Origin of the sequence: Micromonospora sp. NPDC005257 (assembly GCF_042872445.1) — a bacterium.
GTDB lineage: Bacteria > Actinomycetota > Actinomycetes > Mycobacteriales > Micromonosporaceae > Micromonospora.
In genome coordinates this window covers 164,179-189,738 of sequence record NZ_JBIAKL010000012.1, presented here as the reverse complement: position 1 = coordinate 189,738, position 25,560 = coordinate 164,179, and the positions used below count along the sequence as shown (strand labels likewise).

General features: G+C 73.7%; 24 protein-coding genes and 1 pseudogene. 14 read left to right on the top strand and 11 right to left on the bottom strand.

Features of this window, described 5'->3' with window-relative positions; all coding sequences use genetic code 11:
- A pseudogene (locus ACFYO8_RS24590) lies at window positions 1-340 on the bottom strand (hypothetical protein); the annotation flags it as partial.
- 265 nt (window positions 341-605) lie between these two features.
- Window positions 606-2,081 carry an aminopeptidase P family protein gene (locus tag ACFYO8_RS24585; RefSeq protein ID WP_354873309.1) on the bottom strand — a complete coding sequence of 492 codons (1,476 nt, stop codon included), beginning with the start codon at window positions 2,079-2,081 and terminating at the stop codon, window positions 606-608.
- A gap of 113 nt (window positions 2,082-2,194) precedes the next feature.
- On the opposite strand from ACFYO8_RS24585, the gene asnB reads away from it, so the two are divergent.
- Entirely contained in the window at window positions 2,195-4,156 is a 1,962-nt protein-coding gene (gene asnB, locus ACFYO8_RS24580; RefSeq protein ID WP_354873307.1) for an asparagine synthase (glutamine-hydrolyzing), read from the top strand.
- Window positions 4,157-4,216: 60 nt separating this feature from the next.
- Here asnB and ACFYO8_RS24575 read toward each other — a convergent pair whose 3' ends face one another.
- Window positions 4,217-5,347, bottom strand: coding sequence for a lytic polysaccharide monooxygenase (locus ACFYO8_RS24575; RefSeq protein ID WP_387257586.1), 1,131 nt, complete (start codon window positions 5,345-5,347; stop codon window positions 4,217-4,219).
- Window positions 5,348-5,680: 333 nt separating this feature from the next.
- Between ACFYO8_RS24575 and ACFYO8_RS24570 the strand changes: the two genes are divergently transcribed.
- On the top strand, window positions 5,681-6,610 hold the full coding sequence (locus ACFYO8_RS24570; protein WP_355097366.1) for a carbohydrate kinase: 930 nt from the start codon (window positions 5,681-5,683) through the stop codon (window positions 6,608-6,610).
- 37 nt (window positions 6,611-6,647) lie between these two features.
- Here ACFYO8_RS24570 and ACFYO8_RS24565 read toward each other — a convergent pair whose 3' ends face one another.
- Entirely contained in the window at window positions 6,648-7,877 is a 1,230-nt protein-coding gene (locus ACFYO8_RS24565) for a multidrug effflux MFS transporter (RefSeq protein ID WP_387257584.1), read from the bottom strand.
- 81 nt (window positions 7,878-7,958) lie between these two features.
- On the opposite strand from ACFYO8_RS24565, the gene ACFYO8_RS24560 reads away from it, so the two are divergent.
- Both ACFYO8_RS24560 and ACFYO8_RS24555 read left to right on the top strand, forming a co-directional pair.
- Complete coding sequence (locus ACFYO8_RS24560) at window positions 7,959-8,468, top strand: MarR family transcriptional regulator (protein WP_387257582.1); 510 nt, start codon at window positions 7,959-7,961, stop codon at window positions 8,466-8,468.
- A gap of 7 nt (window positions 8,469-8,475) precedes the next feature.
- The gene (locus ACFYO8_RS24555; RefSeq protein ID WP_387257580.1) at window positions 8,476-9,375 is read left to right on the top strand and encodes an aminoglycoside phosphotransferase family protein; all 900 of its coding nucleotides are present in this window, start codon (window positions 8,476-8,478) and stop codon (window positions 9,373-9,375) included.
- Between the two features lie 19 nt (window positions 9,376-9,394).
- Here the strand turns inward: ACFYO8_RS24555 and ACFYO8_RS24550 are convergent, their stop codons facing one another.
- Complete coding sequence (locus tag ACFYO8_RS24550; RefSeq protein WP_357707519.1) at window positions 9,395-10,222, bottom strand: MBL fold metallo-hydrolase; 828 nt, start codon at window positions 10,220-10,222, stop codon at window positions 9,395-9,397.
- On the bottom strand, window positions 10,219-10,623 hold the full coding sequence (locus ACFYO8_RS24545) for a hotdog domain-containing protein (protein WP_357707521.1): 405 nt from the start codon (window positions 10,621-10,623) through the stop codon (window positions 10,219-10,221). Before ACFYO8_RS24545 ends, ACFYO8_RS24550 begins: the two co-directional genes overlap by 4 nt.
- A gap of 114 nt (window positions 10,624-10,737) precedes the next feature.
- On the opposite strand from ACFYO8_RS24545, the gene ACFYO8_RS24540 reads away from it, so the two are divergent.
- The gene (locus tag ACFYO8_RS24540; protein WP_354873293.1) at window positions 10,738-11,805 is read left to right on the top strand and encodes a phosphatase PAP2 family protein; all 1,068 of its coding nucleotides are present in this window, start codon (window positions 10,738-10,740) and stop codon (window positions 11,803-11,805) included.
- Window positions 11,806-11,833: 28 nt separating this feature from the next.
- Here the strand turns inward: ACFYO8_RS24540 and ACFYO8_RS24535 are convergent, their stop codons facing one another.
- The 3 genes from ACFYO8_RS24535 to ACFYO8_RS24525 form a co-directional block, all read right to left on the bottom strand.
- On the bottom strand, window positions 11,834-13,174 hold the full coding sequence (locus ACFYO8_RS24535; protein WP_354873321.1) for a PH domain-containing protein: 1,341 nt from the start codon (window positions 13,172-13,174) through the stop codon (window positions 11,834-11,836).
- 224 nt (window positions 13,175-13,398) lie between these two features.
- Complete coding sequence (locus ACFYO8_RS24530) at window positions 13,399-13,926, bottom strand: PH domain-containing protein (RefSeq protein WP_354873291.1); 528 nt, start codon at window positions 13,924-13,926, stop codon at window positions 13,399-13,401.
- 73 nt (window positions 13,927-13,999) lie between these two features.
- Window positions 14,000-14,206 carry a hypothetical protein gene (locus ACFYO8_RS24525; RefSeq protein ID WP_354873289.1) on the bottom strand — a complete coding sequence of 69 codons (207 nt, stop codon included), beginning with the start codon at window positions 14,204-14,206 and terminating at the stop codon, window positions 14,000-14,002.
- 253 nt (window positions 14,207-14,459) lie between these two features.
- Here ACFYO8_RS24525 and ACFYO8_RS24520 point away from each other — a divergent pair, with 253 nt between their 5' ends.
- The 7 genes from ACFYO8_RS24520 to ACFYO8_RS24490 all read left to right on the top strand — a co-directional run bounded on the left by ACFYO8_RS24520 (window position 14,460) and on the right by ACFYO8_RS24490 (window position 21,483).
- Window positions 14,460-15,566 (top strand): MoxR family ATPase, encoded by a 1,107-nt coding sequence (locus ACFYO8_RS24520; RefSeq protein ID WP_354873287.1) that lies wholly within the window; start codon window positions 14,460-14,462, stop codon window positions 15,564-15,566.
- On the top strand, window positions 15,545-16,492 hold the full coding sequence (locus tag ACFYO8_RS24515; RefSeq protein WP_354873285.1) for a DUF58 domain-containing protein: 948 nt from the start codon (window positions 15,545-15,547) through the stop codon (window positions 16,490-16,492). The genes ACFYO8_RS24520 and ACFYO8_RS24515 overlap by 22 nt, the downstream gene beginning before the upstream one ends.
- A complete protein-coding gene (locus ACFYO8_RS24510) occupies window positions 16,489-17,439 on the top strand; it encodes a VWA domain-containing protein (protein ID WP_302907890.1) in 951 nt (316 codons plus the stop codon). The genes ACFYO8_RS24515 and ACFYO8_RS24510 overlap by 4 nt, the downstream gene beginning before the upstream one ends.
- A 568-nt stretch (window positions 17,440-18,007) precedes the next feature.
- Complete coding sequence (gene fabG, locus ACFYO8_RS24505) at window positions 18,008-18,712, top strand: beta-ketoacyl-ACP reductase (protein WP_120568989.1); 705 nt, start codon at window positions 18,008-18,010, stop codon at window positions 18,710-18,712.
- A 25-nt stretch (window positions 18,713-18,737) separates the two neighbouring features.
- Window positions 18,738-19,505 (top strand): enoyl-ACP reductase FabI, encoded by a 768-nt coding sequence (gene fabI / locus ACFYO8_RS24500; RefSeq protein WP_354873281.1) that lies wholly within the window; start codon window positions 18,738-18,740, stop codon window positions 19,503-19,505.
- A 133-nt stretch (window positions 19,506-19,638) separates the two neighbouring features.
- Window positions 19,639-20,670, top strand: a complete 1,032-nt coding sequence (locus ACFYO8_RS24495; protein WP_357707532.1) for a ferrochelatase — start codon at window positions 19,639-19,641, stop codon at window positions 20,668-20,670.
- A 33-nt stretch (window positions 20,671-20,703) separates the two neighbouring features.
- Window positions 20,704-21,483, top strand: coding sequence for an HAD-IIA family hydrolase (locus tag ACFYO8_RS24490; protein ID WP_349876080.1), 780 nt, complete (start codon window positions 20,704-20,706; stop codon window positions 21,481-21,483).
- Window positions 21,484-21,517: 34 nt separating this feature from the next.
- On the opposite strand, the gene ACFYO8_RS24485 is transcribed toward ACFYO8_RS24490, so the two are convergent.
- Window positions 21,518-22,312 carry a hypothetical protein gene (locus ACFYO8_RS24485; RefSeq protein ID WP_354873275.1) on the bottom strand — a complete coding sequence of 265 codons (795 nt, stop codon included), beginning with the start codon at window positions 22,310-22,312 and terminating at the stop codon, window positions 21,518-21,520.
- Between the two features lie 161 nt (window positions 22,313-22,473).
- On the opposite strand from ACFYO8_RS24485, the gene ACFYO8_RS24480 reads away from it, so the two are divergent.
- On the top strand, window positions 22,474-23,286 hold the full coding sequence (locus ACFYO8_RS24480; RefSeq protein WP_357707537.1) for a DUF3097 domain-containing protein: 813 nt from the start codon (window positions 22,474-22,476) through the stop codon (window positions 23,284-23,286).
- 389 nt (window positions 23,287-23,675) lie between these two features.
- Here ACFYO8_RS24480 and ACFYO8_RS24475 read toward each other — a convergent pair whose 3' ends face one another.
- Complete coding sequence (locus tag ACFYO8_RS24475) at window positions 23,676-24,986, bottom strand: serine hydrolase domain-containing protein (protein ID WP_354873271.1); 1,311 nt, start codon at window positions 24,984-24,986, stop codon at window positions 23,676-23,678.
- Between the two features lie 100 nt (window positions 24,987-25,086).
- On the opposite strand from ACFYO8_RS24475, the gene ACFYO8_RS24470 reads away from it, so the two are divergent.
- The gene (locus tag ACFYO8_RS24470) at window positions 25,087-25,560 is read left to right on the top strand and encodes an NfeD family protein (RefSeq protein ID WP_354873269.1); all 474 of its coding nucleotides are present in this window, start codon (window positions 25,087-25,089) and stop codon (window positions 25,558-25,560) included.

Sequence of the window (25,560 nt, the reverse complement as noted above, 5' to 3'; positions counted from 1 at the left end):
TGCCCCAGTCGCCCTTGTCCGGGCCCCACTCGCCGCGGTCGTGGCCTTCCTGGCCACGGTCCTTGCCGTCCTTGCCGTGCTCGTCCTTGCCGTGCCCCTCGTCGCGCTTGCCGCTGTCGGAGTCGTTGCCGGCGTTCTGGGGAGCCGCGGCGTGGTTGTCCGCCACCGGCTCGGTGCCGGACCTGTCGTCGCGGGCGGCGAGGCCGCCGAGCGCCGCCAGCCCGACCACGCCGGTCAGCCCGGCCACGCCGGTGGCGACCCAGAGCGCCCGCCGCCTGCTGGTCCGCGGCGGAGGCGCCATCGGAGCGCCGCCGTCGGGTGTCGTTACGTCGTTCGACATGAGAGCCCTTTCGGTTCTTCCCAAACGGGTCGCACCGCCCCAGGCCGGGCGACCAGCTACAAACCGGTTGTAGCCTCTGATCGACACCGTATGAGAAGGGTCCTCGCGAAGAGGATGTATCCGAAAAAAGCCCGCGTTCCTCCCACGAACGGCGGTCGGTGAGCAACCACGTGAGCGGGACCGGAACCGCACAGACGGCGGCGGGCCCCATCACCGGCCATGGCGGCGCGGTGGTGGGGCCCGCCGGAGGTCGGGGGCCGCAGGATCAGCCGGGCAGGCGGGGGCCCGCCTCACGCTGCTCGGCCAGCCAGGTCTCCACCTCGGCGGAGGCGCGCGGCAGGCCGGCCGACAGGTTCACCGGGCCGTCGGCGGTGACCAGGATGTCGTCCTCGATCCGCACCCCGATGCCCCGCAGCTCCTCGGGGACCAGCTCGTCCTCCGGCTGGAAGTAGAGGCCCGGCTCGACGGTGAGCACGTACCCCTCGCCGAGTGGCCCCTCGCGGTAGGTCTCCTTGCGGGCGTTGGCGCAGTCGTGCACGTCGATGCCGAGCATGTGGCTGGTGCCGTGCAGCGTCCACCGCCGGTAGACGGTGGAGGCCGGGTCCATCGCCTCGTCCACGCTCACCGGCAGCAGCCCCAGATCCTTCAGCGCCTCCGCGAGCACCCGCATCGAGGCCAGGTGCACGTCCCGGAACGCCACGCCGGGCCGGCACATCTCGATGCCCGCCTGCTGCGCGGCGTACACGGCGTCGTAGACCTGGCGCTGCAACGGCGTGAACCGGCCGTCGACCGGGAACACGCGGGTGACGTCGGCGGTGTAGAGGTTGCGGTTCTCCACGCCCATGTCCATCAGCAGCAGGTCACCGGGACGGGTGGCGCCGTGGTTGTGCACCCAGTGCAGGATCGTGGCGTGCTCGCCGGCCCCGACGATCGAGCCGTAGCCGACGTCGTTGCCGTCGTGCCGGGCACGCAGCGCGAAGACGCCCTCCAGCAGACGCTCGGAGACCGCGCGGTCAGCCGGCAGTGCCCGCGCCACGTCCTCGAAGCCGCGCACCGTGGCGTCGCACGCCTCCTGGAGCTGCGCGATCTCCCACTCGTCCTTGACCAGCTTCAGCTCGGCGATCGCGATCGCCAGCTCCCGGTCGCGGCCGGGCTGCCCCTCGGCGCGCGCGCCGTCGTACCGACGCACCGCCGCGTCCACCCGGGCGTCGAAACCGCGAAGCACCCGGGTGCGCCCCGGCGCCAGCTCAGCCAGCGCCGCGTCCAGCTCACTCAGGTCGGCCGTCGGCAGGCCCAGCTCGGTGGACTTCTCCCGCAGCGTCGGCCGGCGGCCCACCCACAGCTCACCGTGGCGGCTGCGGAAGAACTCGTCGGTCGCCCGGGACGACCGGGGCCGCATGAACAGCGTGGCCTCGCCGCCCGGCCGCAGCACGAGGACGCTGTCCGGCTCCAGGTCGCCCGTCAGGTACGCGAAGTCGCTGCCCGGCCGGAACCGGTGGTCGGTGTCGTTGGCGCGTACCTTCTCGTTGCCGGTGGGGATGACCAGCGTCTCGCCCGGGAAGGCCTCGGCCAGCGCGGCCCGCCGCTTGGCGTGGTTGGGCACCTCCGGACGCGGGGGGACCGGCAGCTCGGTGTCCCGCCAGCCCTGCCGCATGAACGACAGGAAGGCCTCCGGGAAATCCGGGTCGTGCGACTCGGTGCCATCCGCCGGTTTGCCCTGCCCGGTCCGCTCCTCGGCCATGATCCGCCCCTCCCTGAGCCTCGTCGCTGGTCCCGACGGTACCGCGCGCTCGACGGCGGTAGGTGCCTGCGGTGCCGCGACGACGGCTTCCGGCGCGTGGAAAGATGGCGGCCATGTGCGGACTCCTGGCCTTCTTCAGCGCGCGCGGCGACGCCGCCGCCCACCGCGACCACATCGCCGGCGCACTGGAGTGCCTGCACCACCGTGGCCCGGACGAGACAGGGGTCGAGGTGGTCGGCGACGCCTCCGGCCGGTACGCGGACGGCGTGTTCGCGCACAAGCGCCTGGCGATCATCGACGTGGCGCTGAGCCACGAGCCCCTGCCTTACGCGGGCGGGCGTTACCTGCTCACCTTCAACGGCGAGATCTACAACTACATCGAGCTGCGCGAGGAGCTGATCCGCGACTACGGCGCCCAGTTCGCCACCAACGGCGACGGCGAGGTGATCGTCGCCGGCTACCACTACTGGGGTGAGCAGGTCCTCACCAAGCTGCGCGGCATGTTCGCGTTCGTGATCTGGGACCGGCAGGAGCGGCGGGCCTTCGGCGCGCGGGACTACTTCGGCATCAAGCCGCTGCACTACCTCCAGACCCAGGACGGCCTCTACCTCGCCTCGGAGAAGAAGGCGCTGCTGCCGTTCGCGCACTCGGCGTACCAGGGCGACGCGGGCATCGACACCGCCAACCTGAGCCACTACCTGACCCTGCAGTACGTGCCGGAGCCCGGCACGCTGCACAAGGGGATCAGCCGGATCGGCTCGGGGGAGTACCTGACCTGGACGCCGGGTGGCCGGATCGAGGTGCGCCGCTGGTACCGCCCGGTGTTCCGGCCGGCCCCGGTCTCCGACGAGCAGCGGCTCTACCACGACATCCGGGAGACGCTGCGCGAGAGCGTACGGATGCACATGCGCTCGGACGTGCCGGTCGGCTCGTTCCTGTCCAGCGGCATCGACTCCACCGCGGTGGTGGCGCTGGCCCGCGAGTTCAACCCGAACATCCTCACCTTCACCGTCGGCTACGACGTGCCCGGCTACTCCGAGATCGACGTGGCCCAGGACTCGGCCCGGCACCTCGACGTGACCACCATCCCGACCAAGATCGGGCCGCAGGACATGATCGACGCGCTGCCGAAGATCGTCTGGCACCTGGACGACCCGGTCGCCGACCCGGCGCTCGTGCCGCTCTACTTCGTGGCGAAGAAGGCCGCCGAGCACGTCACGGTGGTGCTCTCCGGCGAGGGCGCGGACGAGTTCTTCGGCGGCTACACGATCTACCGGGAGCCGCTGTCGCTCAACGCGGTGAACAGCCTGCCCGACGGCGTGCAGAAGGGCCTGCGCGCGGTCTCCAAGGCCATCCCGCAGGGGGTCAAGGGCAAGAGCTTCCTGGAGCGCGGCACCACCCCGATCGAGGAGCGCTACTACGGCAACGCCCGGATGTTCACCGAGGAGGAGAAGCAGCACCTGCTGCGCCGCTACGACCCCTCGGTGCGCTACACCGACGTGACCGCGCCGATCTACGCCGAGTGCACCGAGCTGGACGACGTCACCAAGATGCAGTACGTCGACCTCTACACCTGGCTGCGCGGCGACATCCTGGTCAAGGCCGACCGGATCTCGATGGCGCACTCGCTGGAGGTGCGGGTGCCGTTCCTGGACCGGGAGGTGTTCAACGTCGCCGCCGGCATCCCGGTCGACCTGAAGCTGCCGCCCCGCTCCGAGGCCACCAAGTACGCGATGCGCCAGGCGCTGCAGGGCGTGGTGCCGCCGGCCATCGTCAACCGCAAGAAGCTGGGCTTCCCGACCCCGACCCGGGTGTGGCTGCGCGGCGAGATGTACGAGTGGGCGCGGCACGTGCTGGCCACCTCGGGCGCCGGTGACCTGATCGACCTGTCGTACGCGATGCGCCTCCTCGACGAGCACAAGCGGGAGGAGGCCGACCACTCCCGCAAGGTGTGGACGGTGCTGATCTTCTGCATCTGGCACGCCATCTTCGTGGCCAAGACGCTCGACCCGGGCATCCAGCGCAACCAGTCCGCGCTGCTCACCAAGCCGGTCGTCGGCAGCATGGTGCGCTGAACCGAGCGTGACGAGGAAGGGCCCCCGGGATGTTCCCCGGGGGCCCTTCTCAGTGCGTGATCAGCGACCGGTGCAGGTGACAGTGGGCAGAGAGTTGGTGCCGGAGAAGTTCGCTGTGAAGCCGAACGTGGTGGTGCCCTCCGGCGGGACGCTGCCGTTGTAGGCGGCGTTGGTGACGCTCACCGACGCCCCGCTGCCGCTCAGCGTGCCGTTCCACACCTGGTTGATGGTCTGGCCGCTGGGCCAGGTCCAGTTCGCGGTCCACCCGGAGTACGTCCGGGTGCTGTGGTTCATGATCGTCACTTCGCCCTGGAAACCGCCGTTCCAGGCGCTGACCACCTTGTACACCGCCATGCAGGTGCCCGACGGCATGGTCGGGCTGCTCGTCACCGGCGGAGGCGTGGTCGGCGGCGCGGTCGTCGGGGGCGCGGTGGTCGGCGGCGCGGTCGTCGGCGGCGCGGTCGTCGGGGGGTTGCTGCCGCCCGAGCCGATCCCGGTCACCTCGCCGTTACCACCGTCGAACGTCACGTCCGAGCAGCCGAAGAAGTTCTCCTGGCTGTCCGAGCGGACCCAGCGCGAGTAGATGATGTGCCGGCCGCTCTTGTTCGACGGCAGGTTGCCGGTGAAGTAGTAGTGACCGTCGTTGGTGCCGACCGCGCCGCGCTGCGGCGGGTTGGTCACCTGAAGGAACGGCTGCTCCTCCAGGTCGCTCCAGGCCAGCGGCCGGTTCGGGCTCCAGCTGTCCTTGGTCACGTAGAAGTAGAACGTGCCCGGGTGGTGGGCCCAGTTGCTGTACCGGAACTCGGTCGACCGGCCCGCCGTCAGGTGGGTGACCGGCCAGTCGTTGCGCGCCGCGTCGTACCCGCTGAAGTTGGGGTTGCCGCCGCTGCACAGCTTGCCGTCCGGAATGAACCCGACGGTCCGCCCGCCGCCGTCGGAGCGCAGCACGCTGAACCAGTTGTACAGCGAGTTCGCCCCGTTCTCGGCCACCGCCGACGAGCAGGCGGGGTTGTTGGGCCGGATCTCACCGGTTCCGGTGAGGCCGTCCTTCCAGCACAGGTACGTGCGGGCGCCCGGCGTCATGGCCGCGCCGTGCGCGGCCGCCGGTCCGGTGTTGGTGGCCAGGGCGAACGCGCCCAGGGCCAGGGTGGCGGCCGCGGTGAGCAACGCGGCCGTACGGGATCGGTGCACGGGGATCTCCTGACTCGCGGAGCGTGGCCCGGTTCGGCCCGCTCCGCTGGGACGAGCGGATGCGACGATCGCGGTGCCCGCGCCCGGTCGGCGTGCGGCCGGAGCCGTCGGCGGGCGCGCACCGCCTGCGGTCCGTTGCCACGGACCGTGGATGCCCTCGCGTCGGCTCGACCCGGCGGCCGGCGACGCGGCAGCCCCCCGCGTCGTTACCCGGCACCGCCATCCCACCACGTCCGCACGCCGCCCGCAATAGGCGCCGCTCGATGCCCAGGTCCCGGCGCGGCGCGGCGCCGGCATGGGCCAGGATCGGGGGAGACGACGAGAGGAGCCAGGATGGGGTACGCGGTGGTGCTCGGCGAGGCGCTGGTGGACCTGCTCGACGCCGAGCACGACGGAGAACCCGTCTACCGGCAGGCGATCGGCGGCGGTCCGCTGAACGTGGCGGTGGCGGTCGCCCGGCTCGGCGGGGACGCGCGGTTCGTCGGGTCACTCGGCGACGACGCGCTCGCCGGGCGGATCCGCGCCTTCCTCACCGACGCGGGTGTGGACGTGCGCGGGACGGTCACGGCGCCGGCGCCGACCGCGCTGGCGGTGGCCACGTTCGCCGGTCCCGAGCCGGACTTCCGCTTCTACGGCGAGCCCCGCTCGTACGCGCTGTTCGGCCCGGACGACCTGGACGTGGCGCTGGTCGAGGGCGCGGACGTGCTCTACTGCGGCTCCATCGTGCTGCTCGACCCGCCGGTGCTGGCCGCCGCCCGCCGCGCCTGGTCGATCGCGGGCGGGCTGCGGGTGTTCGACCCCAACGTGCGGCCCCGCCTGCTCACCGCACCGGGCGCGCTGGACGGGCTGCGGGCGGTGGTCGCCGAGTTCGCCGCCGCCGCGCACCTGGTCAAGCTCAGCAGCGCCGACGCGCGGCTGCTCTACCCGGACGAGCCGGTCGAGGGCGTCGCCGCGTACCTGCGGGAACTGGGCGCGGGCACGGTCGTGGTCACGCTCGGCGCGGACGGCGCCCTGGTCGCCGCCGCCGACGACGTGGTACGCGTACCCGCGCCGAAGGTGGAGGCGGTGGACGCGACGGGCGCGGGCGACTCGGTGATGGGCGCGCTGGTGGCGGACCTGCTGGCCGCCGGTGAGCCGGCGGACCCGGCCGGCTGGCGGGAGCGGGTCGCGTTCGCGCTGCGGGTGGCGGCTGTGGTGTGCGAGTCACCGGGCGGCGCCACCGCCATGCCCACCCGCGCGCAGGTGGCCACCCGCTTCCCGTGACGGCCGTGCGCCCGCCCCCGGCCCGCGGACGCCGGGGTCAGGCGCGCCGGCGGGTCATCGTCAGGACGGCGGTCAGGGACAGCAGCGACCCGCCGGCCAGGACCACCGCCATCGGCAGCGCGCTGCCCTCGCCGCCCAGCCCGACCAGCGGGGCGGCCAGCGCGCCCACCACCGACTGGATGCCGCCCATCAGCGCGGCGGCGGTGCCCGCGTGCCGGGCGTGCGCGTCCAGCGCCAGCGCGGTGCTGTTCGGCATCACCATGCCGATCGAGCCGACGAAGACGAACAGCGGCACCGCCGTCACGACCAGGCTCCCGGCCAGCGCGCCGGTCAGCACGCCGGCCGCCGCCACCAGGCCGACCACGAGCATGGTGACCAGCAGCCGGCGCGGGGAGAACCGGTCGAGCAGCCGGGCGTTTGCCTGTCCGAGGGCCACCAGGGCGAGCGCGTTGACCCCGAAGATCACGCTGTACACCACCATGGAGACACCGAAGACGTCCTGGAACACGAAGGACGACCCCGAGATGTACGCGAACAGCCCGGCGAACGCGAAGCCCTGTGTCAGCGCGTACCCGAGGTAGACCCGGTCGGCGAGCAGCGACCGCATGGTCCGGACGGTGCCCCTGAGACCGCCGGTGCTGCGCCGCTCGGCCGGCAGCGTCTCCGGCAGGCGCAGCGCGGCCGCGACCGCGAGCATCGCCCCGATGACGGCCAGGACCAGGAAGACGGCCCGCCACGAGCCGAACCGCAGCACGAGGCTGCCCGCGCCCGGTGCCGCCACCGGCGCCACGCCGAAGACCAGGATGAGCCGGGAGAAGTACTTCGCGGCGGCGCGGCCCGCGTAGAGGTCGCGGACCACCGCGCGGGCGACCACCACACCCATGCCGCCGGCCATACCCTGGGCGAACCGGGCGACGGCGAGCAGCGGGGCGTTCGGCGCCGCGGCGCACGCCAGCGTCAGCACCGTGTACGCGACCAGGCCCACCAGCACGGGGAGGCGGCGCCCCCAGCGGTCGCTCAGCGGCCCGGTGACGAGCTGGCCGAACGCCAGGCCGATCAGGTAGGTGGTGAGCGAGAGCTGGATGCCGGCCTGGTCGGCGCCGAGGTCGCGGGTCATGGCCGGGAACGCCGGCAGGTACATGTCCAGCGACAGCGGGCCGACCGCGGTGAGTCCGCCGAGCAGGAGCAGCAGCGTCACGCCGGTGGGTGCGGTGGACGCGGTGGTGCGATCGGTCGGGCGCGCGGCGGCGGGCGCGGCGTTGCTCACGAGTGGGTACCCCCTGATCCGGTGCTTCGGGGTACCTTACATCTGTAGTCAGAACTATTGCGATGTGAGGCGGGTGACTCCGTGGCGACGAACGAGCAGGTGGCGCGATTCGGCGCGGTGCTGGGCGAGGTGCACCGGCTCCTGCGCCGCCGGGCCATGGCGCGCGCCGGGCGGGACCCGCTGCCCGAGGCTCAGGTGGAGGTGCTCCTGCTGGTCCACCAGACACCGGGGATCAGCGGCAAGGAGGTGGCCCGGCGTCTCGGCACCGCGCCCAACACGGTGAGCACGCTGGTCCGCGACCTCACCGACGCCGGGCTGCTGGCTCGCGACCGTGACCCCGCCGACCGCCGGGTGGTCCGGCTGCGCACCACCGATGCCGCCCGGGCGCGGATCGCCCACTACGCGACCCACCGCGCGGCGCTGCTCGCCGCCGCCCTGGACGCGCTGGACCCGCCGGCACGGGCGGCGATCCTGGCCGCCGCCCCGCACCTCGACGCGCTGCGCGACGCGCTTGCCGGACCCGTCCGGCCCGAGGGGTCCGAACCCGCGGCGGGAAACCCGGTGGCCGCCGTACCGCCCCACGGCACATGATCGCGGGGTGCTGCACCAGGACGAGATACCGGTGGACGAGGACGTGGTCCGCGCGCTGCTGACCGACCAGCGCCCCGAGTGGGCCGCGCTGCCGCTGACGCCGGCCGGCGCCGGGACCGACAACACGATGTACCGGCTCGGCGCCGACCTGCTCGTCCGGCTGCCCCGGACCGCGGAGAAGGCCGGCGCCCTGCGCAAGGAACAGCAGTGGCTGCCCCGGCTCGCGCCGCTGCTGCCGGTGCGGGTGCCCGAACCGCTGTACGCGGGCACCCCGGGTGCCGCCTTCCCGCTGCCCTGGTCGGTGCTGCGGTGGATACCGGGCGACGAGGTCCGGCCCGGCACCGTCGAGGACTGGGCCGTCCTCGGCGCCGACCTGGCGGCGTTCGTCAGGCGCCTGCACGCGGCCGACCTGCTCGGCGCGACCCGCGCGGGCCCGCTGAGCGGATACCGCGGCGGCAGCCTGCGGCCCTGCGACACCTGGATCTCCCCGGCGCTCGACGACTGCCGGACCCTGATCGGGGACGAGACGGACGTCGGCACGCTCCAGCGGCTGTGGCGCGAGGCCCTCACCCTGCCCGAACCCGCCGGGCCGTACGTCTGGCTGCACGGCGACCTCAAACCCACCAACCTGCTGGTACGCGACGGCCGGTTGCGGGCGGTCATCGACTTCGGCGGCCTCGCCGTCGGGCGCCCCGACGCCGAACACGCGCCGGTCTGGGACCTCCCGCCCCCGGCCCGGCACGCCTACCGGGAGGCGCTCGACGTGGACGACGTGACCTGGGCGCGGGCCCGCGCCTGGGCGCTCGGCGTGGCGGCCAGCGGCGTCTCCTACTACTGGCACACGTTCCCGGCGTTCGTCGCCGAGTGCCGCAACCGGCTCCGCGAGATCCTCGCCGACGCCCGCTGAACCCGGCCTGCCCCGCCGGTCAGGCCGTTCCGTCCAGCTCGGCGTAGCCGCGCCGGGCCGCGATCAGGCCCGGTCGGGCGCCGAACGGCGACTCCGCCGCCACCCGCTCCGGCGGGGCGCCACCGGTGTGCCCGGCGCGGATCAGCCACGCCTGCCGCGCGAGCTGCGCGTGCTGGTCGCGGACGAAGTCCGTGCCGACCGGCTCGCCGTGGCCCGGCACCACCACCGTCGCGGGCGTGGTCAGCCGCAGCAGGTCGGCCAGTGCGTCCGGCCACCGCAGGGGGTACGACTCCTCGAACGCCGGTGGCCCGCTCTGCTCCACCAGATCGCCGGCGACGAGCACGTCCGCGTCCGGCACGTGCACCACCAGATCGGCGTCGGTGTGCCCGTGCCCGGGATGGCGCAGGACCACCCGCCGGCCGCCCACGTCGAGCACCGTCTCCTCGGCCACCTCGTGTGTCGGCGCCCGCAGCTCGGTACGCGCCAGCTCCTCGGCCAGCGCCGGATGCCCGGCGCGCATCTCCTCGTACGCGGCGCGGCGCAGCGCCTCGGGCCGGTCCCGCAGCGCCGCCACGGCCTGGGCGTGCGCGTAGATCGCGGTGTCCGGCCCGGCCAGCGTGGTGTTGCCGAAGCAGTGGTCGAAGTGGTGGTGCGTGTTCACGATCGTCCACGGGTAGGGCGTCACCGCCCGCGCCGCCGCCGCCATCTCCCCGGCCTGCGCGGCGGTGGAGAGCGTGTCGACCAGCAGCGCCGCGCCGTCACCGACCACCAGCACCACGTTCACCGCGAGCACCGGCTCACGCAGCACGTGCACCCCGGCGGCGACCTCGGCGAACCCGGCGGTCATGACGGGCCGAGGGCCCGCTCGACGAAGCGCTGCCGGTCGACGAGCGCCCGCTCGACGCGCCCCTGCGCCGCCACGGTGGGCCCGTCGGTCACGGTCACCTCGAAGACCAGCCGCTTCCCGTCGACCTTCACCAGCTCAGCGTGGGCGGCGACAGTACGCCCGACCGGGGTGGCCGCGCGGTGTTCCAGCTCGACCCGCACGCCGACGGTGGTGGACCCGGACGGCATCCGGGTCGCGATGGCGGCCACCGTGGCCGCCTCGGCCAGCGCCAGCACCCGTGGGGTGCCGAGCACCGGCACGTCCCCGGAGCCGACCGCCTGCGCGGTGTCGGCGTCGGTCACTGTCAGCTCGACCCGGGCGGTCAGGCCCGGCGTGAAGGGCGGCTCCGGCTGCTCCTGCATGCGGCCGAGCCTAGTGCAGCCGACCCGGGGCCGTCCGGCGTCCGAGCCGCCGCGCCCGTGTCGTTCCCGACCGCCCGCAGGCCCGTCCGTCGCCCGCCGTTAACCTTGTCCGCGATGGCCGAGCAGACACAATCTCCGACCCCCGCCCCCGACGCGACCACCGAGTCGCCCGACGGCGGGCGCCGCCGTGTGATCGCGATGACCATCTGGGGCGTCGCGTTCGTCGCCGCCTGGCTCGCCATCGGCCTGCCAACCGACCCGGCGTACGCGTTCCTCTGGATCTGGGCCGGCACCGTCGCCTGGAACTCGGACCGCCCGTGGCGCAGCCACCTGCGGTTCGCCCGGGACTGGATCCCGGTGGTGCTGCTGCTCGCCGCGTACAACCTGTCCCGGGGGTTCGCCGACAACGGCGCCACCCCGCACGCGATGGAGCTGATCGTCGCCGACCGGTTCCTCACCGGCTGGCTCACCGGCGGCGAGGTGCCGACCATCTGGCTCCAGGAGCGGCTGTACGACCCGGCCGAGGTGCGCTGGTGGGACGTGCTGGTGAGCTGGATCTACTTCTCCCACTTCGTGGCGACGTTCGCCGCCGCGGCGGTGTTGTGGATGCGCAACCGGCGGCGCTGGATCGCGTACATGTCCCGCTGGGGCTTCCTGTGTGCGGCCGGACTGGTCACCTACTTCGCCTACCCGGCCGCGCCGCCGTGGTGGGCGGCGCAGAACGGGCTGCTCACCGAGGTCGCCCGGATCTCCACCCGAGGCTGGAAGGAGGTCGGCATGCACGGCGCGGGCAACCTGCTCAACGCCGGGCAGATCGCCTCCAACCCGGTCGCCGCCATGCCGTCGCTGCACACCGCGTTCGCGCTGTTCGTGGTGCTGTTCTTCATGCGCTCGGTGCGCAAGCGCTGGTGGCCGCTGATGCTCGCGTATCCGCTGGCCATGACGTTCACGCTGATGTACAGCGGTGAGCACTACCTGATCGACGTGCTGGTCGGCTGGGCGTACGTGGGCCTGACGTTCCTGGTGGTCGGCCTGGCCGAGCGCTGGTGGGCGGCGCGCCGGGCGCGGCGCGCCGGTGAGCCCGCCGTCGCCGCCGCCGGTCCGCCCGCAGACGGCGCCGCCGCCGACACCCCGGACCGGGCGGCCGACGACCGGGACGCGGTGCCCGCCGAGCCCCGGTAGGCGCCCGGCCAGCGGTCGGTACGGCGGGTCAGCGGTCGGCACGGCGGGCGGCCCGCGACCGCTCGGTCAGCTCCGCGGCCAGCGCCCACGCGTCGGCCAGGTCGCGGTCGACCGCTGCCGCCCCGGCCCCACCGGCGGTGTCCGCGTGCACCGTGGCCAGCCGCAGCATCCGCTGCACCGGACCCCGGGTGACGCGCACGCTCTGGATCCGGGCGTACGGCACCAGCGTCAACCGGCGGGTCAGCAGCCCGGAGCGGGCCACGAACACCCGCTCGTCCAAGCCGGCGCCGACCACCTTGCGGCTCAGCGGGCGCAGCCACCGGGCCCGTGCCGGGGGCGGCGTGGCGGGCAGCGCGTCCAGCCGCACGCCGGGCAGCACCTCCGCCACGACCAGCGCGCCGGTGCCCGCGTCACCGACCGGCAACAGCCGGTCCGGGCGGTTGCGGTCGTCCGCCTCACCGGCCGAGTAACCGGCCACCTCCAGCCGCAGCCGCAGCCATCCCTTCATCCGCCAGAGCAGCGGCCAGGTCGCCCGTACGGTCTGCACCCGGTGCAGCGGCACGGTCTGCACCCGCGTCTCCAGCAGCCCGTTGTGCACGCGCAGCGTGCCGTCGTCCCGGTCGAGCCGGAAGTTCCAGTCGTCGAGCACCCGGCGGATCGGTTGCAGCACCACGCCGGCCATCGCGGTGAGCGTGCTCGCCACCGCGATGAACGACCACGAGTCCTCGGAGAGGAACTGGGCGCCGATGAACACCAGGCCCAGCGGCAGCAGGAACGCCTGCGGCGTGAGCAACTGGCTGACCAGCAGATCCTGGTTGCGGACGGCATGCAGCCGGCGGCCCTCCGGCGTGGGCGCGACCGGTGCGCCGGGCTCGGCCGCAGGCGCCGGCACCGGGGCGGAACGACCGGCCACCGCCAGCAGCCGCTGCCGCAGCGCGGTGGCCTCGGCCACGCTGAGGTAGGCCAGCGGCGCCTCGGTCTTGCCCCCGCCGACCACCTCCAGCCGCAGCTCGGCCAGGCCGGTGAGCTGAGCCAGCAGGGGCCGGACCACCTCCACCGCCTGCAACCGCTCCAGTGGGATCGCCCGGGTACGCCGCCACAGCAGCCCCTCGTAGACCCGCAGCTCGCGGCCGACCAGGTGGTAGCCGGTGTTCCACCAGCTCACCACGGACAGCACCGTGGCGCCGAGCACGAAGACCGTGACCAGCACCGCGAACCAGCCGAACCCGACCCGCGACAGCGTCGACCAGGAGAGCCCGGCGATCACCACGACCAGCGACTTCGCGCCGTGCAGCGCCGGGCTGAGCGGATGCAGCCGCTGCCGGGGCTCCTCGCCGCCGGCGGGCGGCCCGGCCGCCGGACCCCACATTCCCGGGTACGGCGGCAGCGGCGCCGGCCACGGCCCGGGCGCCGCATCCGGGCCGGGCGGCGTCGCCGAGCCGGGCGGCCCGTATTCGGGCGGCGGCCCGTAACCAGGAGCGGGTGGCTGCCACGGCCCGCCCGGCGACGCCGCACCGGCCGGCTGCTCCGATCCGGTGGCCGGGGTGGGCCGGTCGTCGGGGGGCGGCGGGGCGCCGGGGTCGTTCCGGTCGCTCACAGGCCCTCCGCCCGGTCCTCGCCGAGCGCGGTCAGCCGGTCGCGCAGCCGGGACGCCTCGGCCGGGCGCAGACCGGGCACGCGGGCGTCGCTCGCGGCGGCGGCCGTATGCAATTGCACTGTGGCGAGGTCGAAGGCGCGCTCCAGCGGACCGGCGCTCACATCGACGAACTGCATTCGGGAGTACGGCACGATGGACAGCCGGCGCACCAGCAGGCCGTGCCGCACGAGCAGATCGTCGTCGCGCTCGGCGTATCCCCAGGCGCGGACCGCGCGCACGATGGTGATCGCCCGCCAGACGCCCAGCAGCAGCGCTCCGCCGACGGCGGCGCCGAGCAGCCAGTGCCCGGTCATCGCCCAGGCCGCGCCGAGCACCACGAGCGTCACCGCCAGCCCGATGCCGAGCCGGATCAGCTCCACCCAGATCAGGTCGCGGGAGATCGGCTGCCAGCGGACCGTGTCCGGCCAGGGCTCCAGCGCGCTGCGCGAGGCGGGGGGCAGGCCGGCGGGGCCGTCACCGCTCATCGGGGCGACCTGCCGTGTTCGCCGCCGGTACGGGCTCGGATCGTCTGCTCGCTCACGCTTCGAGCGTAGGCGATCAGGGCAGCGGGACCACCTCGCGGAGGAAGCCACGGGCGTCGAGGAAGTCGCCGAGGGAGCCCCGGTGCTCCGGACAGGCCAGCCAGGTCTTGCGCCGGTCCGGCGCGTGCAGGCGGGGATTGTGCCAGCGGAGCTGGTAGGCGGCGGGAGCGCGACACCCTCGCGCCGAGCAGATCAGCGTCTCGTCCGGGGTGGGAGTCGTCACCGGGGCGAGTCTAGAGGCCGCACGCCGGGAGTTTTAGCGCCGGGCGGCCACGGGGGGAGCCGCCCGGCGACGGGTGAATCGTACACACGGCGGACCCCTTGTTGTCCACCCGTGTTCAGCGTTTCATGAACACCCGGGCGGCGTGGCCGGACGGCGCGGCGAAAATCGTGCCTCTCCCACCCTCGGCTCTCAGGGAGGCATGACAGTCTTGATACGCACCACGCCGCGACGACGACCCTGCTGTGGAGGACCGGTGGCCCAGCCGACCACACCCGACGTGCCGAACCCGACCGAGGCGGCGCCGGACGCGCCGCCCCCGGCGGGCACCACCCCGGCCCAGGACGCCACGCTGCTGGAGCGGGCGCTGTTCGAGACCAAGCGGGTGATCGTCGGCCAGGACCGGATGGTCGAGCGGATGTTCGTCGCGCTGCTGGCGCGGGGCCACTGCCTGCTGGAGGGCGTGCCCGGCGTGGCCAAGACGCTGGCCGTGGAGACCCTGGCCCGGGTCGTCGGTGGCTCGTTCGCCCGGGTCCAGTTCACCCCCGACCTGGTGCCCGCCGACATCATGGGCACCCGGATCTACCGGCAGTCCAGTGAGAAGTTCGACGTCGAGCTGGGCCCGGTCTTCGTGAACTTCCTGCTCGCCGACGAGATCAACCGCGCGCCGGCAAAGGTGCAGTCGGCGCTGCTGGAGGTGATGAGCGAGCGGCAGGTCTCCATCGGCGGCGAGAGCCACCGGGTGCCCGACCCGTTCCTGGTCATGGCCACCCAGAACCCGATCGAGCAGGAGGGCGTCTACCCACTGCCGGAGGCGCAGCGGGACCGGTTCCTCATGAAAATCGTCGTGGGGTACCCGACCGACGCCGAGGAGCGCGAGATCGTCTACCGGATGGGCGTGAAGCCGCCCGAGCCGGCCCGAGTGTTCGACACCCCGGACCTGGTCGCCCTCCAGCACAAGGCCGACCAGGTGTTCGTGCACAACGCGCTGGTCGACTACGCGGTCCGGCTGGTGCTCGCCACCCGGGCGCCGGCCGAGCACGGCATGCCCGACGTCGCCCAGCTCATCCAGTACGGCGCCAGCCCGCGCGCCTCGCTCGGCCTGGTCCGGGCCACCCGGGCGCTGGCGCTGCTGCGCGGCCGGGACTACGCGCTGCCGCAGGACGTGCAGGACATCGCGCCGGACATCCTGCGCCACCGGCTGGTGCTCAGCTACGACGCGCTCGCCGACGACGTACCGGCCGACCACATCGTGCACCGGGTGATGTCGACCATTCCGCTGCCCGCCGTCGCGCCCCGCCAGCAGGCCACACCACCGCCGCCGGCCGTGCCGCACAACGGGTGGCCCGGGCAGCGGCCGTGAGCCCGCCCACCCCGCTGAGCGCCACCGGCGACCGCTCGGGGGCCGCGCTGGCCCGGCTCCAGCTCATGGTCACCCGCAAGCTGGACGGCCTGCTCCAGGGCGACTACGCCGGGCTGCTGCCCGGACCGGGCAGCGAGGCGGGGGAGTCCCGGGAGTACCGGCCCGGCGACGACGTGCGCCGGATGGACTGGCCGGTCACCGCCCGTACCACCACGCCGCACGTGCGGCGTACGGTGGCCGACCGCGAACTGGAGACCTGGCTGGCCGTGGACATGTCGGCCAGCCTGGACTTCGGCACCGGGCGGTGGCTCAAGCGGGACGTGGCGGTCGCCGCCGTCGCCGCGCTGGCCCATCTCACCGTGCGGGGCGGCAACCGGATCGGGGCGGTGGTCGGCACCGGCGGGCCGGGCACGATGCTGCGGCTGCCCGCCCGCTCCGGCCGCAAGGAGGCTCAGGGGCTGCTGCGGGCGGTCGCCGGGGCCGAGATCCGGCCCGGCCGCAGCGATCTCGGCGTGCTCGTCGACATGCTCAACCGGCCGCCCCGGCGGCGCGGCGTGGCGGTGGTGATCTCCGACTTCCTCGCGCCGCCGCAGCAGTGGGGCCGGCCGCTGCGTAAGCTGCGGGTCCGCCACGACGTGCTGGCCGTCGAGGTGGTCGATCCGCGGGAACTGGAACTGCCCGACGTGGGGGTGCTGCCGGTGGTCGACCCGGAGAGCGGGGAACTGCACGAGGTGCAGACCGCCGACCCGGGCCTGCGCCGCCGGTACGCCGAGGCGGCGGCCGCCCAGCGCGGGGCGATCGCCGCCGAACTGCGCGCCGCGGGCGCGGCCCACCTGCGCCTGCGCACCGACCGAGACTGGCTGCTGGACATGGTGCGTTTCGTCGCCGCGCAGCGGCACGCCCGCACCCGAGGGACGACTCGATGATCCGTTTTCTGCAACCGTGGTGGCTGCTGGCCGTGCTGCCGGTGCTCGCCCTCGCCGCCGCGTACGTCTGGCGGCAACTGCACCGCCGGCAGTACGCGCTGCGGTTCACAAACGTCGACCTGCTGCGTACGGTCGCGCCGAAGGGACTGGGCTGGCGGCGGCACGTGGCGGCCACCGCGTTCCTGCTCTGCCTGCTGGTGCTGGCGACCGGGCTGGCCCGCCCGGCGATCGACACCCGGGAGCCGCTGGAGCGGGCCACGGTGATGCTCGCCATCGACGTGTCGCTGTCGATGCAGGCCGACGACGTCTCGCCGAACCGCCTGGAGGCGGCGCAGGAGGCGGCCAAGCAGTTCGTCGGCGAGCTGCCGCAGAGCTACAACCTGGGGCTCGTCTCGTTCGCCAAGTCGGCGAACGTGCTGGTGCCGCCGACGAAGGACCGGGCCGCGGTCACCACCGCCATCGACGGGCTGGTGCTGGCCGAGGCGACCGCCACCGGTGAGGCGGTCTTCACCTGCCTGGAGGCGATCCGCTCGGTGCCGGCCGACGGCGCCGCCGGCATCCCGCCGGCCCGCATCGTGCTGCTGTCCGACGGTTACCGGACGTCGGGCCGGTCGGTGGAGGAGGCCGCGGCGGCGGCGCAGGCGGCGAACGTGCCGGTGTCCACCATCGCGTTCGGCACCGACTCCGGGCAGGTCGACATCGGCGGGCAGCTCCAGCGGGTGCCGGTGGACCGCACCGCGCTGTCCCAGCTCGCGGAGACCACGCAGGGCTTCTTCTACGAGGCGGCGTCGGCCAGCGAGCTGAAGCAGGTCTACCAGGACATGGGCAGCTCGATCGGCTACCGGACCGAGCCGCGTGAGATCACCCAGTGGTACGCGGGGATCGCGCTGCTGCTGGCGCTGTGCGCGGGCGGGCTGAGTCTGCTCTGGACGTCCCGGCTCGTCTGAGCCGGAATTGGCCGGCGGCGGTCAGTGACCGCCGCCGGCCAGCACGAACAGGACGGCCACCCAGACGGCGGCGAGGGTGAAGCCCAGCGGGGCGACATAACGGCTCATGGGTGTGCTCCGTGGCGACAGCGGCCCGGTGCGGGCCGTGGGGGGTCGGGGGCGTACGCGCACGAAGTCGTGACCGGGTGCTCCGCCGCGCGGCAGGCCACACCCCGGCGTGTGCGCCGGAGAGCGGATGCGGTGCGGAGGGCGGGAAGCGGGTCAGCCGCGTCGACGGAGCCGTGGCTCAGCGGGGCTGACGGTGGGCCCGGCCACGACTGGGAGGATCGCTATCTCGCACAGCGATCACCTCCTGCGGTCGGTGGGGCCCGGCGCGGGCACAGAGCGACCCGCAGACGCGATCATCGTACACCGGGGGGTGCGGGTGTCGCGCGTGCGGCCGGCCGCCCTCGCGGACCTCGGGCGACCACGGCCGGGGCCGACGCTGTGACCTGCGCGGGTTAGCGCTTACCTGTCGGTAACCCCTAGGCTCCGACCGTCCGAGAGATCACTGAGCAGAGGGGGATCCGTGGCCCGAACCGTGCTGGTGACCGGCGGAAACCGGGGGATCGGCCTGGCCATCGCGCAGGCGTTCGCCAAGCAGGGCGACCGGGTGGCGGTGACGTACCGCAGCGGTGAAGCTCCCGAGGGCCTGTTCGGGGTGCGGTGCGACGTGACCGACGCCGAGTCGGTCGACGCCGCGTTCACCGCGATCGAGGCCGAGCTCGGACCGGTGGAGGTGCTGGTAGCCAATGCCGGCATCACCGACGACACGCTGATCATGCGGATGTCCGAGGAGCAGTTCGCCCGAGTCCTCGACACCAACCTGACCGGCTCGTTCCGGGTCGCCAAGCGGGCCTCGACGAAGATGCTCCGCGGCCGCTGGGGGCGGATGATCTTCATCTCCTCGGTGGTCGGTCTCTCCGGCGGCGCGGGCCAGGTCAACTACGCGGCCAGCAAGGCCGGCCTGGTCGGCGTGGCCCGCTCGATCACCCGCGAGCTGGGCACCCGCAACATCACCGCGAACGTGGTGGCGCCCGGCTTCATCGACACCGACATGACAGCGGGCCTGCCCGAGGAGCGCAAGGCGGAGATCCGCAAGTCGATCCCGGCCGGCCGGATGGCCACCCCGGACGAGGTCGCGGGCGTCGTCACCTGGCTCGCCTCGGACGCGGCCGGATACGTCACCGGCGCCGTCATCCCGGTCGACGGCGGCCTCGGCATGGGCCACTGAGCAGAGCACACGGAGGAGACACGCAATGTCCGGACTTCTCGCCGGTAAGCGGCTGCTGGTCACCGGCGTCATCACCGACGCCTCGATCGCCTTCTCGGTGGCGAAACTCGCCCAGGAGAACGGCGCACAGGTCGTGCTCACCGGCTACGGCCGGCTCTCCCTGGTGGAGCGGATCGCCAGGCGGCTGCCCGAACCGGCGCCGGTGATCGAGCTGGACGTCAGCAACGAGGAACACCTGGCCGGGCTGGCCGACAAGGTACGCGAGCACGTCGACGGCCTCGACGGCGTGGTGCACTCGATCGGGTTCGCCCCGCAGAGCTGCCTCGGCGGCGGGTTCCTCGACGCCCCCTGGGCGGACGTGGCCACCGCGCTCCAGGTCTCCACCTACTCGTACAAGTCCCTCGCCATGGCCGCGCTGCCGCTGATGTCCGCCGGTGGCGCCGTGGTGGGCCTCACGTTCGACGCCACCAAGGCGTGGCCCGTCTACGACTGGATGGGCGTGGCCAAGGCCGGGCTGGAGTCCGCCTCCCGCTACCTGGCGCTGCACCTGGGCAAGCAGGGCATCCGCAGCAACCTCGTCGCGGCCGGCCCGCTGCGGACCATCGCGGCCAAGTCCATCCCCGGCTTCGACCAGTTCGAGGACGCCTGGACCCAGCGGGCCCCGCTGGGCTGGAGCCTCACCGACCAGGAGCCGGCCGCGCGGGCCTGCCTGGCGCTGCTGTCCGACTGGTTCCCGGCCACCACCGGCGAGATCGTCCACGTCGACGGCGGCTACCACGCCATCGGCGCCTGACGGGTGAGGAAGGGCCCCTCTTAATGCCTCGTGCAGAGGAAGGGGCCCTTCTTGACACCCCATGCCCGGGTGGTCACCGCGCCGACCAGGGGGCGTCGCCACGTCGTCACGACGGGCGAGGACAATGGTCCCCATGGCGTACGACGCGTTGGTGCTGGTCTCGTTCGGCGGCCCGGAGCGGCCCGAGGACGTTCTCCCGTTCCTGCAGAACGTGACCCGGGGGCGGGGGGTGCCGCCGGAGCGGCTGGCCGAGGTCGCCGAGCACTACCTGCACTTCGGCGGGGTGTCGCCGATCAACCAGCAGTGCCGTGACCTGCTCGCGGCGATCCGGGAGGACTTCGCCGCCAACGGCGTCGACCTGCCGGTCTACTGGGGCAACCGCAACTGGGATCCGATGCTCGCCGACACGGTGGCGCGGATGCGCGACGACGGGATCACCCGGGCGCTGGCGTTCGTCACCAGCGCGTACGGCGGCTACTCCTCCTGCCGTCAGTACCAGGAGGACATCGCCTCGGCCCGCGCCGCGGTCGGCCCGGACGCCCCGCTGATCGAGAAGCTGCGCCAGTTCTGGGACCACCCCGGCTTCATCGAGCCGCACGCCGACGCGGTACGCGCCGCGCTGGCCCAGCTCGACCCGGCGAAGCGGGACAGCACCCGGCTGGTCTTCACCGCCCACTCCGTCCCGATGTCCGCGGCCGCCACCGCCGGACCGCACGGCGGCCGGTACACCGCCCAGCTGGAGGAGGTCGCCCGGCTGGTGCACGCCGCGGCCGCGCCCGACCTGCTGTACGACCTGGTCTGGCAGAGCCGGTCCGGGCCGCCGCAGGTGCCGTGGCTGGAGCCGGACGTCAACGACCACCTGGCCACCCTGCCCGAGCGGGGCGTGACGAGCGTGGTGGTCAGCCCGATCGGCTTCGTCTCCGACCACCTGGAGGTGGTGTGGGACCTGGACACCGAGGCGCTGGAGACGGCCAAGCAGCTCGGCCTGGACTTCGTCCGCGCCGGCACGCCGGGAGTCGACCCGCGGTTCGTGGCGATGGTCCGCGAGCTGGTGCTGGAGCGCACCGCCCCGAACGGGGAGAACCTGCGCCGCCACCTCGGCGAGCTGCCGGCCTGGGACACCTGCCCGGCGTTGTGCTGCGTGCCCCCGGCCCGCCGGCCGTGAGCCCGACCCGACGACACCCCTGGGGACGACACGATGCTTGACCGCAAGCCGGTGCAGAGCTGGCTCACCGACATGGACGGCGTGCTGGTGCACGAGGGGCAGCCGGTGCCCGGCGCCCCGGAGTTCGTCAAGAAGCTGCGTGCCTCCGGCAAGCCGTTCCTGGTGCTGACGAACAATTCCATCTACACCCCGCGTGACCTCCAGGCCCGGCTGGCCCGGATGGGGCTGGACGTGCCGGAGGAGGCGATCTGGTCCTCGGCGCTGGCCACCGCCCAGTTCCTGGCCGACCAGCGGCCGGGCGGCACCGCGTACGTGATCGGTGAGGCCGGCCTGACCACGGCGCTGCACGCGGTGGGGTACGTGCTCAGCGACTTCGCCCCGGACTACGTGGTGCTGGGGGAGACGCGCACCTACAGCTTCGAGGCGATAACCAAGGCGATCCGGCTGATCGACGACGGCGCCCGGTTCATCTGCACCAACCCGGACGCCACCGGCCCGTCGATGGAGGGCGCGCTGCCGGCGGCCGGCTCGGTGGCGGCGATGATCTCGAAGGCCACCGGCGTCGACCCGTACTTCGTCGGCAAGCCCAACCCGATGATGATGCGCTCCGCGCTGAACACCATCGACGCGCACTCCGAGTCGACCGCGATGATCGGCGACCGGATGGACACCGACATCCTGTGCGGGCTGGAGGCCGGGCTGGAGACGATCCTGGTGCTCACCGGCATCAGCAGCCGGACCGAGGCGGAGCGGTACCCGTACCGTCCGTCGCGGATCGTCGACTCCGTGGCCGACCTGATCGACGAGGTCTGAGCCGCGGGTCGCGTGCGGCTCCGCCGCCGCGGTGCTAGAGGCGCAGCGGCGCGTTGCAGGCGGCCACCAGGGCCTGCCGGCACGCGGTGGTCAGCGGCCGCAGCGCCGCGTCCCGCTGCTGCGCCTCGTAGGTGTTCACCGCGCCGCCGGGCGCGCTCTCCCCGGCCAGCGCGAGCACCCGATCCAGTACGGCGGCGCGGGCGAACAGGCGGCGGGCCCGCGGGTCGAAGCCGGGCGGCAGGTCGGTGGCGCCGTCCGGGCGGCGCAGCGCGGCGAGCGCACCGGCCAGTTCGGGCCGCCACTGCGCGACGTCCAGCCGGGTCAGCGTGGCGGTGGTCTCGGCCAGCACGGCGGCGAGTTCGGCCTCGGCCTCCGCGGCGCCGGGCGTGGTCAGCGACGCCTTCGGCGCGTCCACCGGCAGCGGGTGGACCCGCCACAGCACCGTCTCCCAGGTCATCCCCGAGCCGGAGGTGTGCGTGCGGACCTCGGGCACCAGCCCCATCCCGCTCGCCACCACCGCTTCGCCCGCCACCAGCGCCGCCCCGGCGAACGCGCCCGGGCCGGGCAGGCCCCGCGGGTCGCCGGGCGCGGGCAGCACCAGCCGGATGTCGTCGGGCGAGTGCTTGGCGAGGCTGGGCAGCGCCTCCCGCAACGACACGTCGGTCCAGGTGCCGGGGGCGTCGGCGACGAGGTGCTCCTCGTCGCCGGCCACGGCGTCGGCCACCTCGTCGAACGGCACCAGGCCGGCTCGCCAGGCACGCACCCAGGCGACGAACCGGCTCGACCGGCGCGGAGCCAGTGTGGCCGCGCCCGCTGCGGGGGAGGACATGCGGAAAGGGTACGTGCTCCGCGCCGCTGCTGTCTCGGCTGCCGCTCCGGCGGCGCTACCTGGTCCCAACTACCCCCTTCGCACCGTTTCGTGCCGACGGATGATCGCCCGGTCGGCGTGTCGGCGAGCGACACGCCGGGACGCTGGTTAGCGTCTCCGGCATGGCGGGGCGATACGACGGCGACGTGCTGGCCGGCGACTGGCGGCGGCGGAAGGTGACCCCCGAGGTCGACGCCGAACCCGACCTGGTGGTCGAGGACGCCGACTCCGGGTTCTGCGGCGCGGTGGTCGGCTTCGACTCCGGCGCGGTGGTGCTGGAGGACCGCCACGGGCGGCGCCGCAACTTCCCGCTGCTGCCCGCCGCGTTCCTGCTCGACGGCAGGCCGGTCACGCTGCGGCGGCCCGCCCGCACCCCGGTGCCCGCCGCGCGCCGCCGTACCGCGTCCGGCTCGATCGCGGTGGACGGCGTACGGGCGCAGGTCGCCAAGGCCAGCCGGATCTGGGTCGAGGGCGTGCACGACGCCGCGCTGGTCGAGCGGATCTGGGGCGACGACCTGCGCGTCGAGGGCGTGGTGGTGGAGCCGCTGGACGGCATCGACGCGCTCGCCGACGAGGTGCGCGCGTTCGCGCCCGGCCCTGGTCGCCGGCTCGGCGTGCTCGTCGACCACCTCGTGCCCGGCTCGAAGGAGAGCCGGATCGTGGCCCGGGTCAACTCCTCGCACGTGCTGGTCACCGGGCACCCCTACGTCGACGTGTGGCAGGCGGTACGCCCGGCGGCGCTCGGTATCGCGGCGTGGCCCGTGGTGCCTCCGGGACGGCCCTGGAAGGAAGGCGTCTGCGCGGCGCTCGGGGTGGCCGAGCCGGCCGACATGTGGCGACACATCCTGTCCCGGGTGGACAGCTTCGCCGACGTGGAGACGCCGCTGATCAACGCGATGGAGCGCCTGATCGACTTCGTCACCGAGCCCGGGTGAGTGGTTGCGGCTCGGGGTAGCAGCTCGGCTTGCGCCCGGGGTGGTTGCGGTTGGGGCCGAGGGCGACCGTGCCCGGCTCCGGCACAGTCAGGCTTGATCCCTGCGCCGGTCACGGTCGCCCCCGGCCCCGCCGTGCGCCGACTCCGCCCGCACCCGGGACCCCGGAACCCCCGTCCCGGCCCGAGGATCAACGCCGACACGAACTCCTTGATCACCGCGGTGGACGGTGCGGGTGTGCGTCGATCATGGAGTCGTGGTCCCCCACGGATCGGGCATAGCAGGGCGAAATGAGGGCCACAACTGCAAGATCGACGGGGCGGGGACAGGGGCGGGGCGGGGGTGGCGAGGGCGAGGGCGGCGGGAGGCGAGAGCGGGGCGAGAGCGGGGGGTCAGGGGGCCTGGTCGGGGGAGCGGGTCAGGACGAATGTCGCCATGTCCAGGGCTACCGGGGTGCCGGAACCGTCGCGGAGGACGGTGAGGATCTCGCCGTCCTGGGAGCCGGAGCGGCCCCGCCACCGGTCCGGTCCCTCGGGAGTGAACCGGAGCAGTGGCTTGCCCACCAGGCCGCCGACCAGGTCCCCGGCGGCGTCGACGCGGAACTCGTACTCGCCGCCCATCCACCACCAGCGGCCGGTCAGCGCGGCCACGTCGGCGGCGGGCGGGTCGGCCGGGCGCCAGGGGGCGGGCACGGCCGGTTCGGCGTCCAGCACCAGCGTGAGCGCTTCCCGGCCGAGCGCGCCGATGTGGTGGCCGCGCAGCCCGTACGAGTTGGCGAAGTTGACCACGGCGGTACGGGTGGGCCGGTGCACGGCCAGGCCGGCGACGTAACCGGGCATGGAGCCGCCGTGCCCGACGTGCACCCGGTCGCCGACGCGGTAGAGCTCGATGCCGAGGCCGTGCCCGCCGGTCCACGAGTCGAGGTCGTTGATCACCACGGGGGCACACATCTCGGCGAGCGTGGCGGGGGAGAGCACCGCCGGGTCCGGGTCGGCCAGGAACGCGGCCCAGCGGCCCAGGTCCTCGACCGTCGACCAGAGTTGGCCGGCCGCTGCCATCGCCCCGCTGTCGGTCAGCGGCTCCTCCCGTAGCGTCTCGTGCCAGGGGTGCACGACGTAGCCCCGGGCGTACGGCTCGGTGGGGTGGTACGTGGTGCGGCGCATGCCCAGCGGCGTCAGCAGCCGTTCGGTCAGCAGGTCCGCCCACGGCGTGCCGGTGATCCGCTCCAGCACGGCGCCGAGCAGCCCGTACGCGAGGTTCGAGTAGTGGTAGACGAAGTGTGGCGGGTGGGCGATCTTGTCGGGCGTCAGCCCGGCGAGCAGGGTGTCCAGGTCCATGCCCCCGGCCCGCTCCCACCAGCCGCCGTCCGGCTCGCGTTGCAGCCCGCTGACGTGGCCGAGCAGTTGGCGTACGGTCGCCCTGCCGACCGGGGTGCCCGGCAGGTGCGCGTCCAGCGGGTCGTCGAGCGCCAGCCGGCCGGCGTCGCGCTGCTGCATCACCAGCACCGCGGTCATGGTCTTGGTGATCGAGCCGACCCGGTACTGCAGGTCGCCGTCCGGGCGGGGCGTCTCGCCGGCGACGGCCAGGTGGGCCAGGTGACCGTCGCGGACCACGCCGAGGGCGAGCGAGGGACCTCGCCCTTCGGCCTGGGTCCGGGCGACCAGCAGGTCCACCTGACGCGCGGTCTCGGGCAGCAGGGACATGTCGTCCTCCTCGTCGGCCGGGGGGCGCGGTAACGCCGTGCCGAGCCTAGCGATCATGACAGTTCGATGACACGTGCGTTGACGTGTCAGGATTGTTCTCGTGGACGCCGTCTTCTGGATCGTTTTAGGTGTGGTATTGGCGGTCGCCGAGATATTCACGACGACGCTCTTCCTGATCATGTTCGGGGTCGGGGCGTTCGCCGCCGCCGGCGCCGCGGCGCTCGGTGCGCCGGTGGCGCTTCAGGTGGCGATCTTCGCGGTGGTGTCGGCGCTGTCGGTGGTGGTGGCCCGTCCGGTGGTCCGGCGGCACGCCCGGCCGGCCCTGGAGACCGGCGAGCAGCCGTTCGGGATCGAGGCGCTGGAAGGGGCCACCGCCGTGGTCCTGGAGGTGGTAGACGCCGAGCGGGGCATGGTCAAGATCGATGGTGAGCTGTGGACGGCCCGCTCGTACGACGCGACGCGCACGTATGCCGAGGGTGAGCGGGTGCAGGTGATAAAGGTCCGGGGCGCTACCGCCCTGGTATGGCAGGACGACATTTCCACCCCGGGCGAGCTGCCCGAAGCGAAAAGGTGA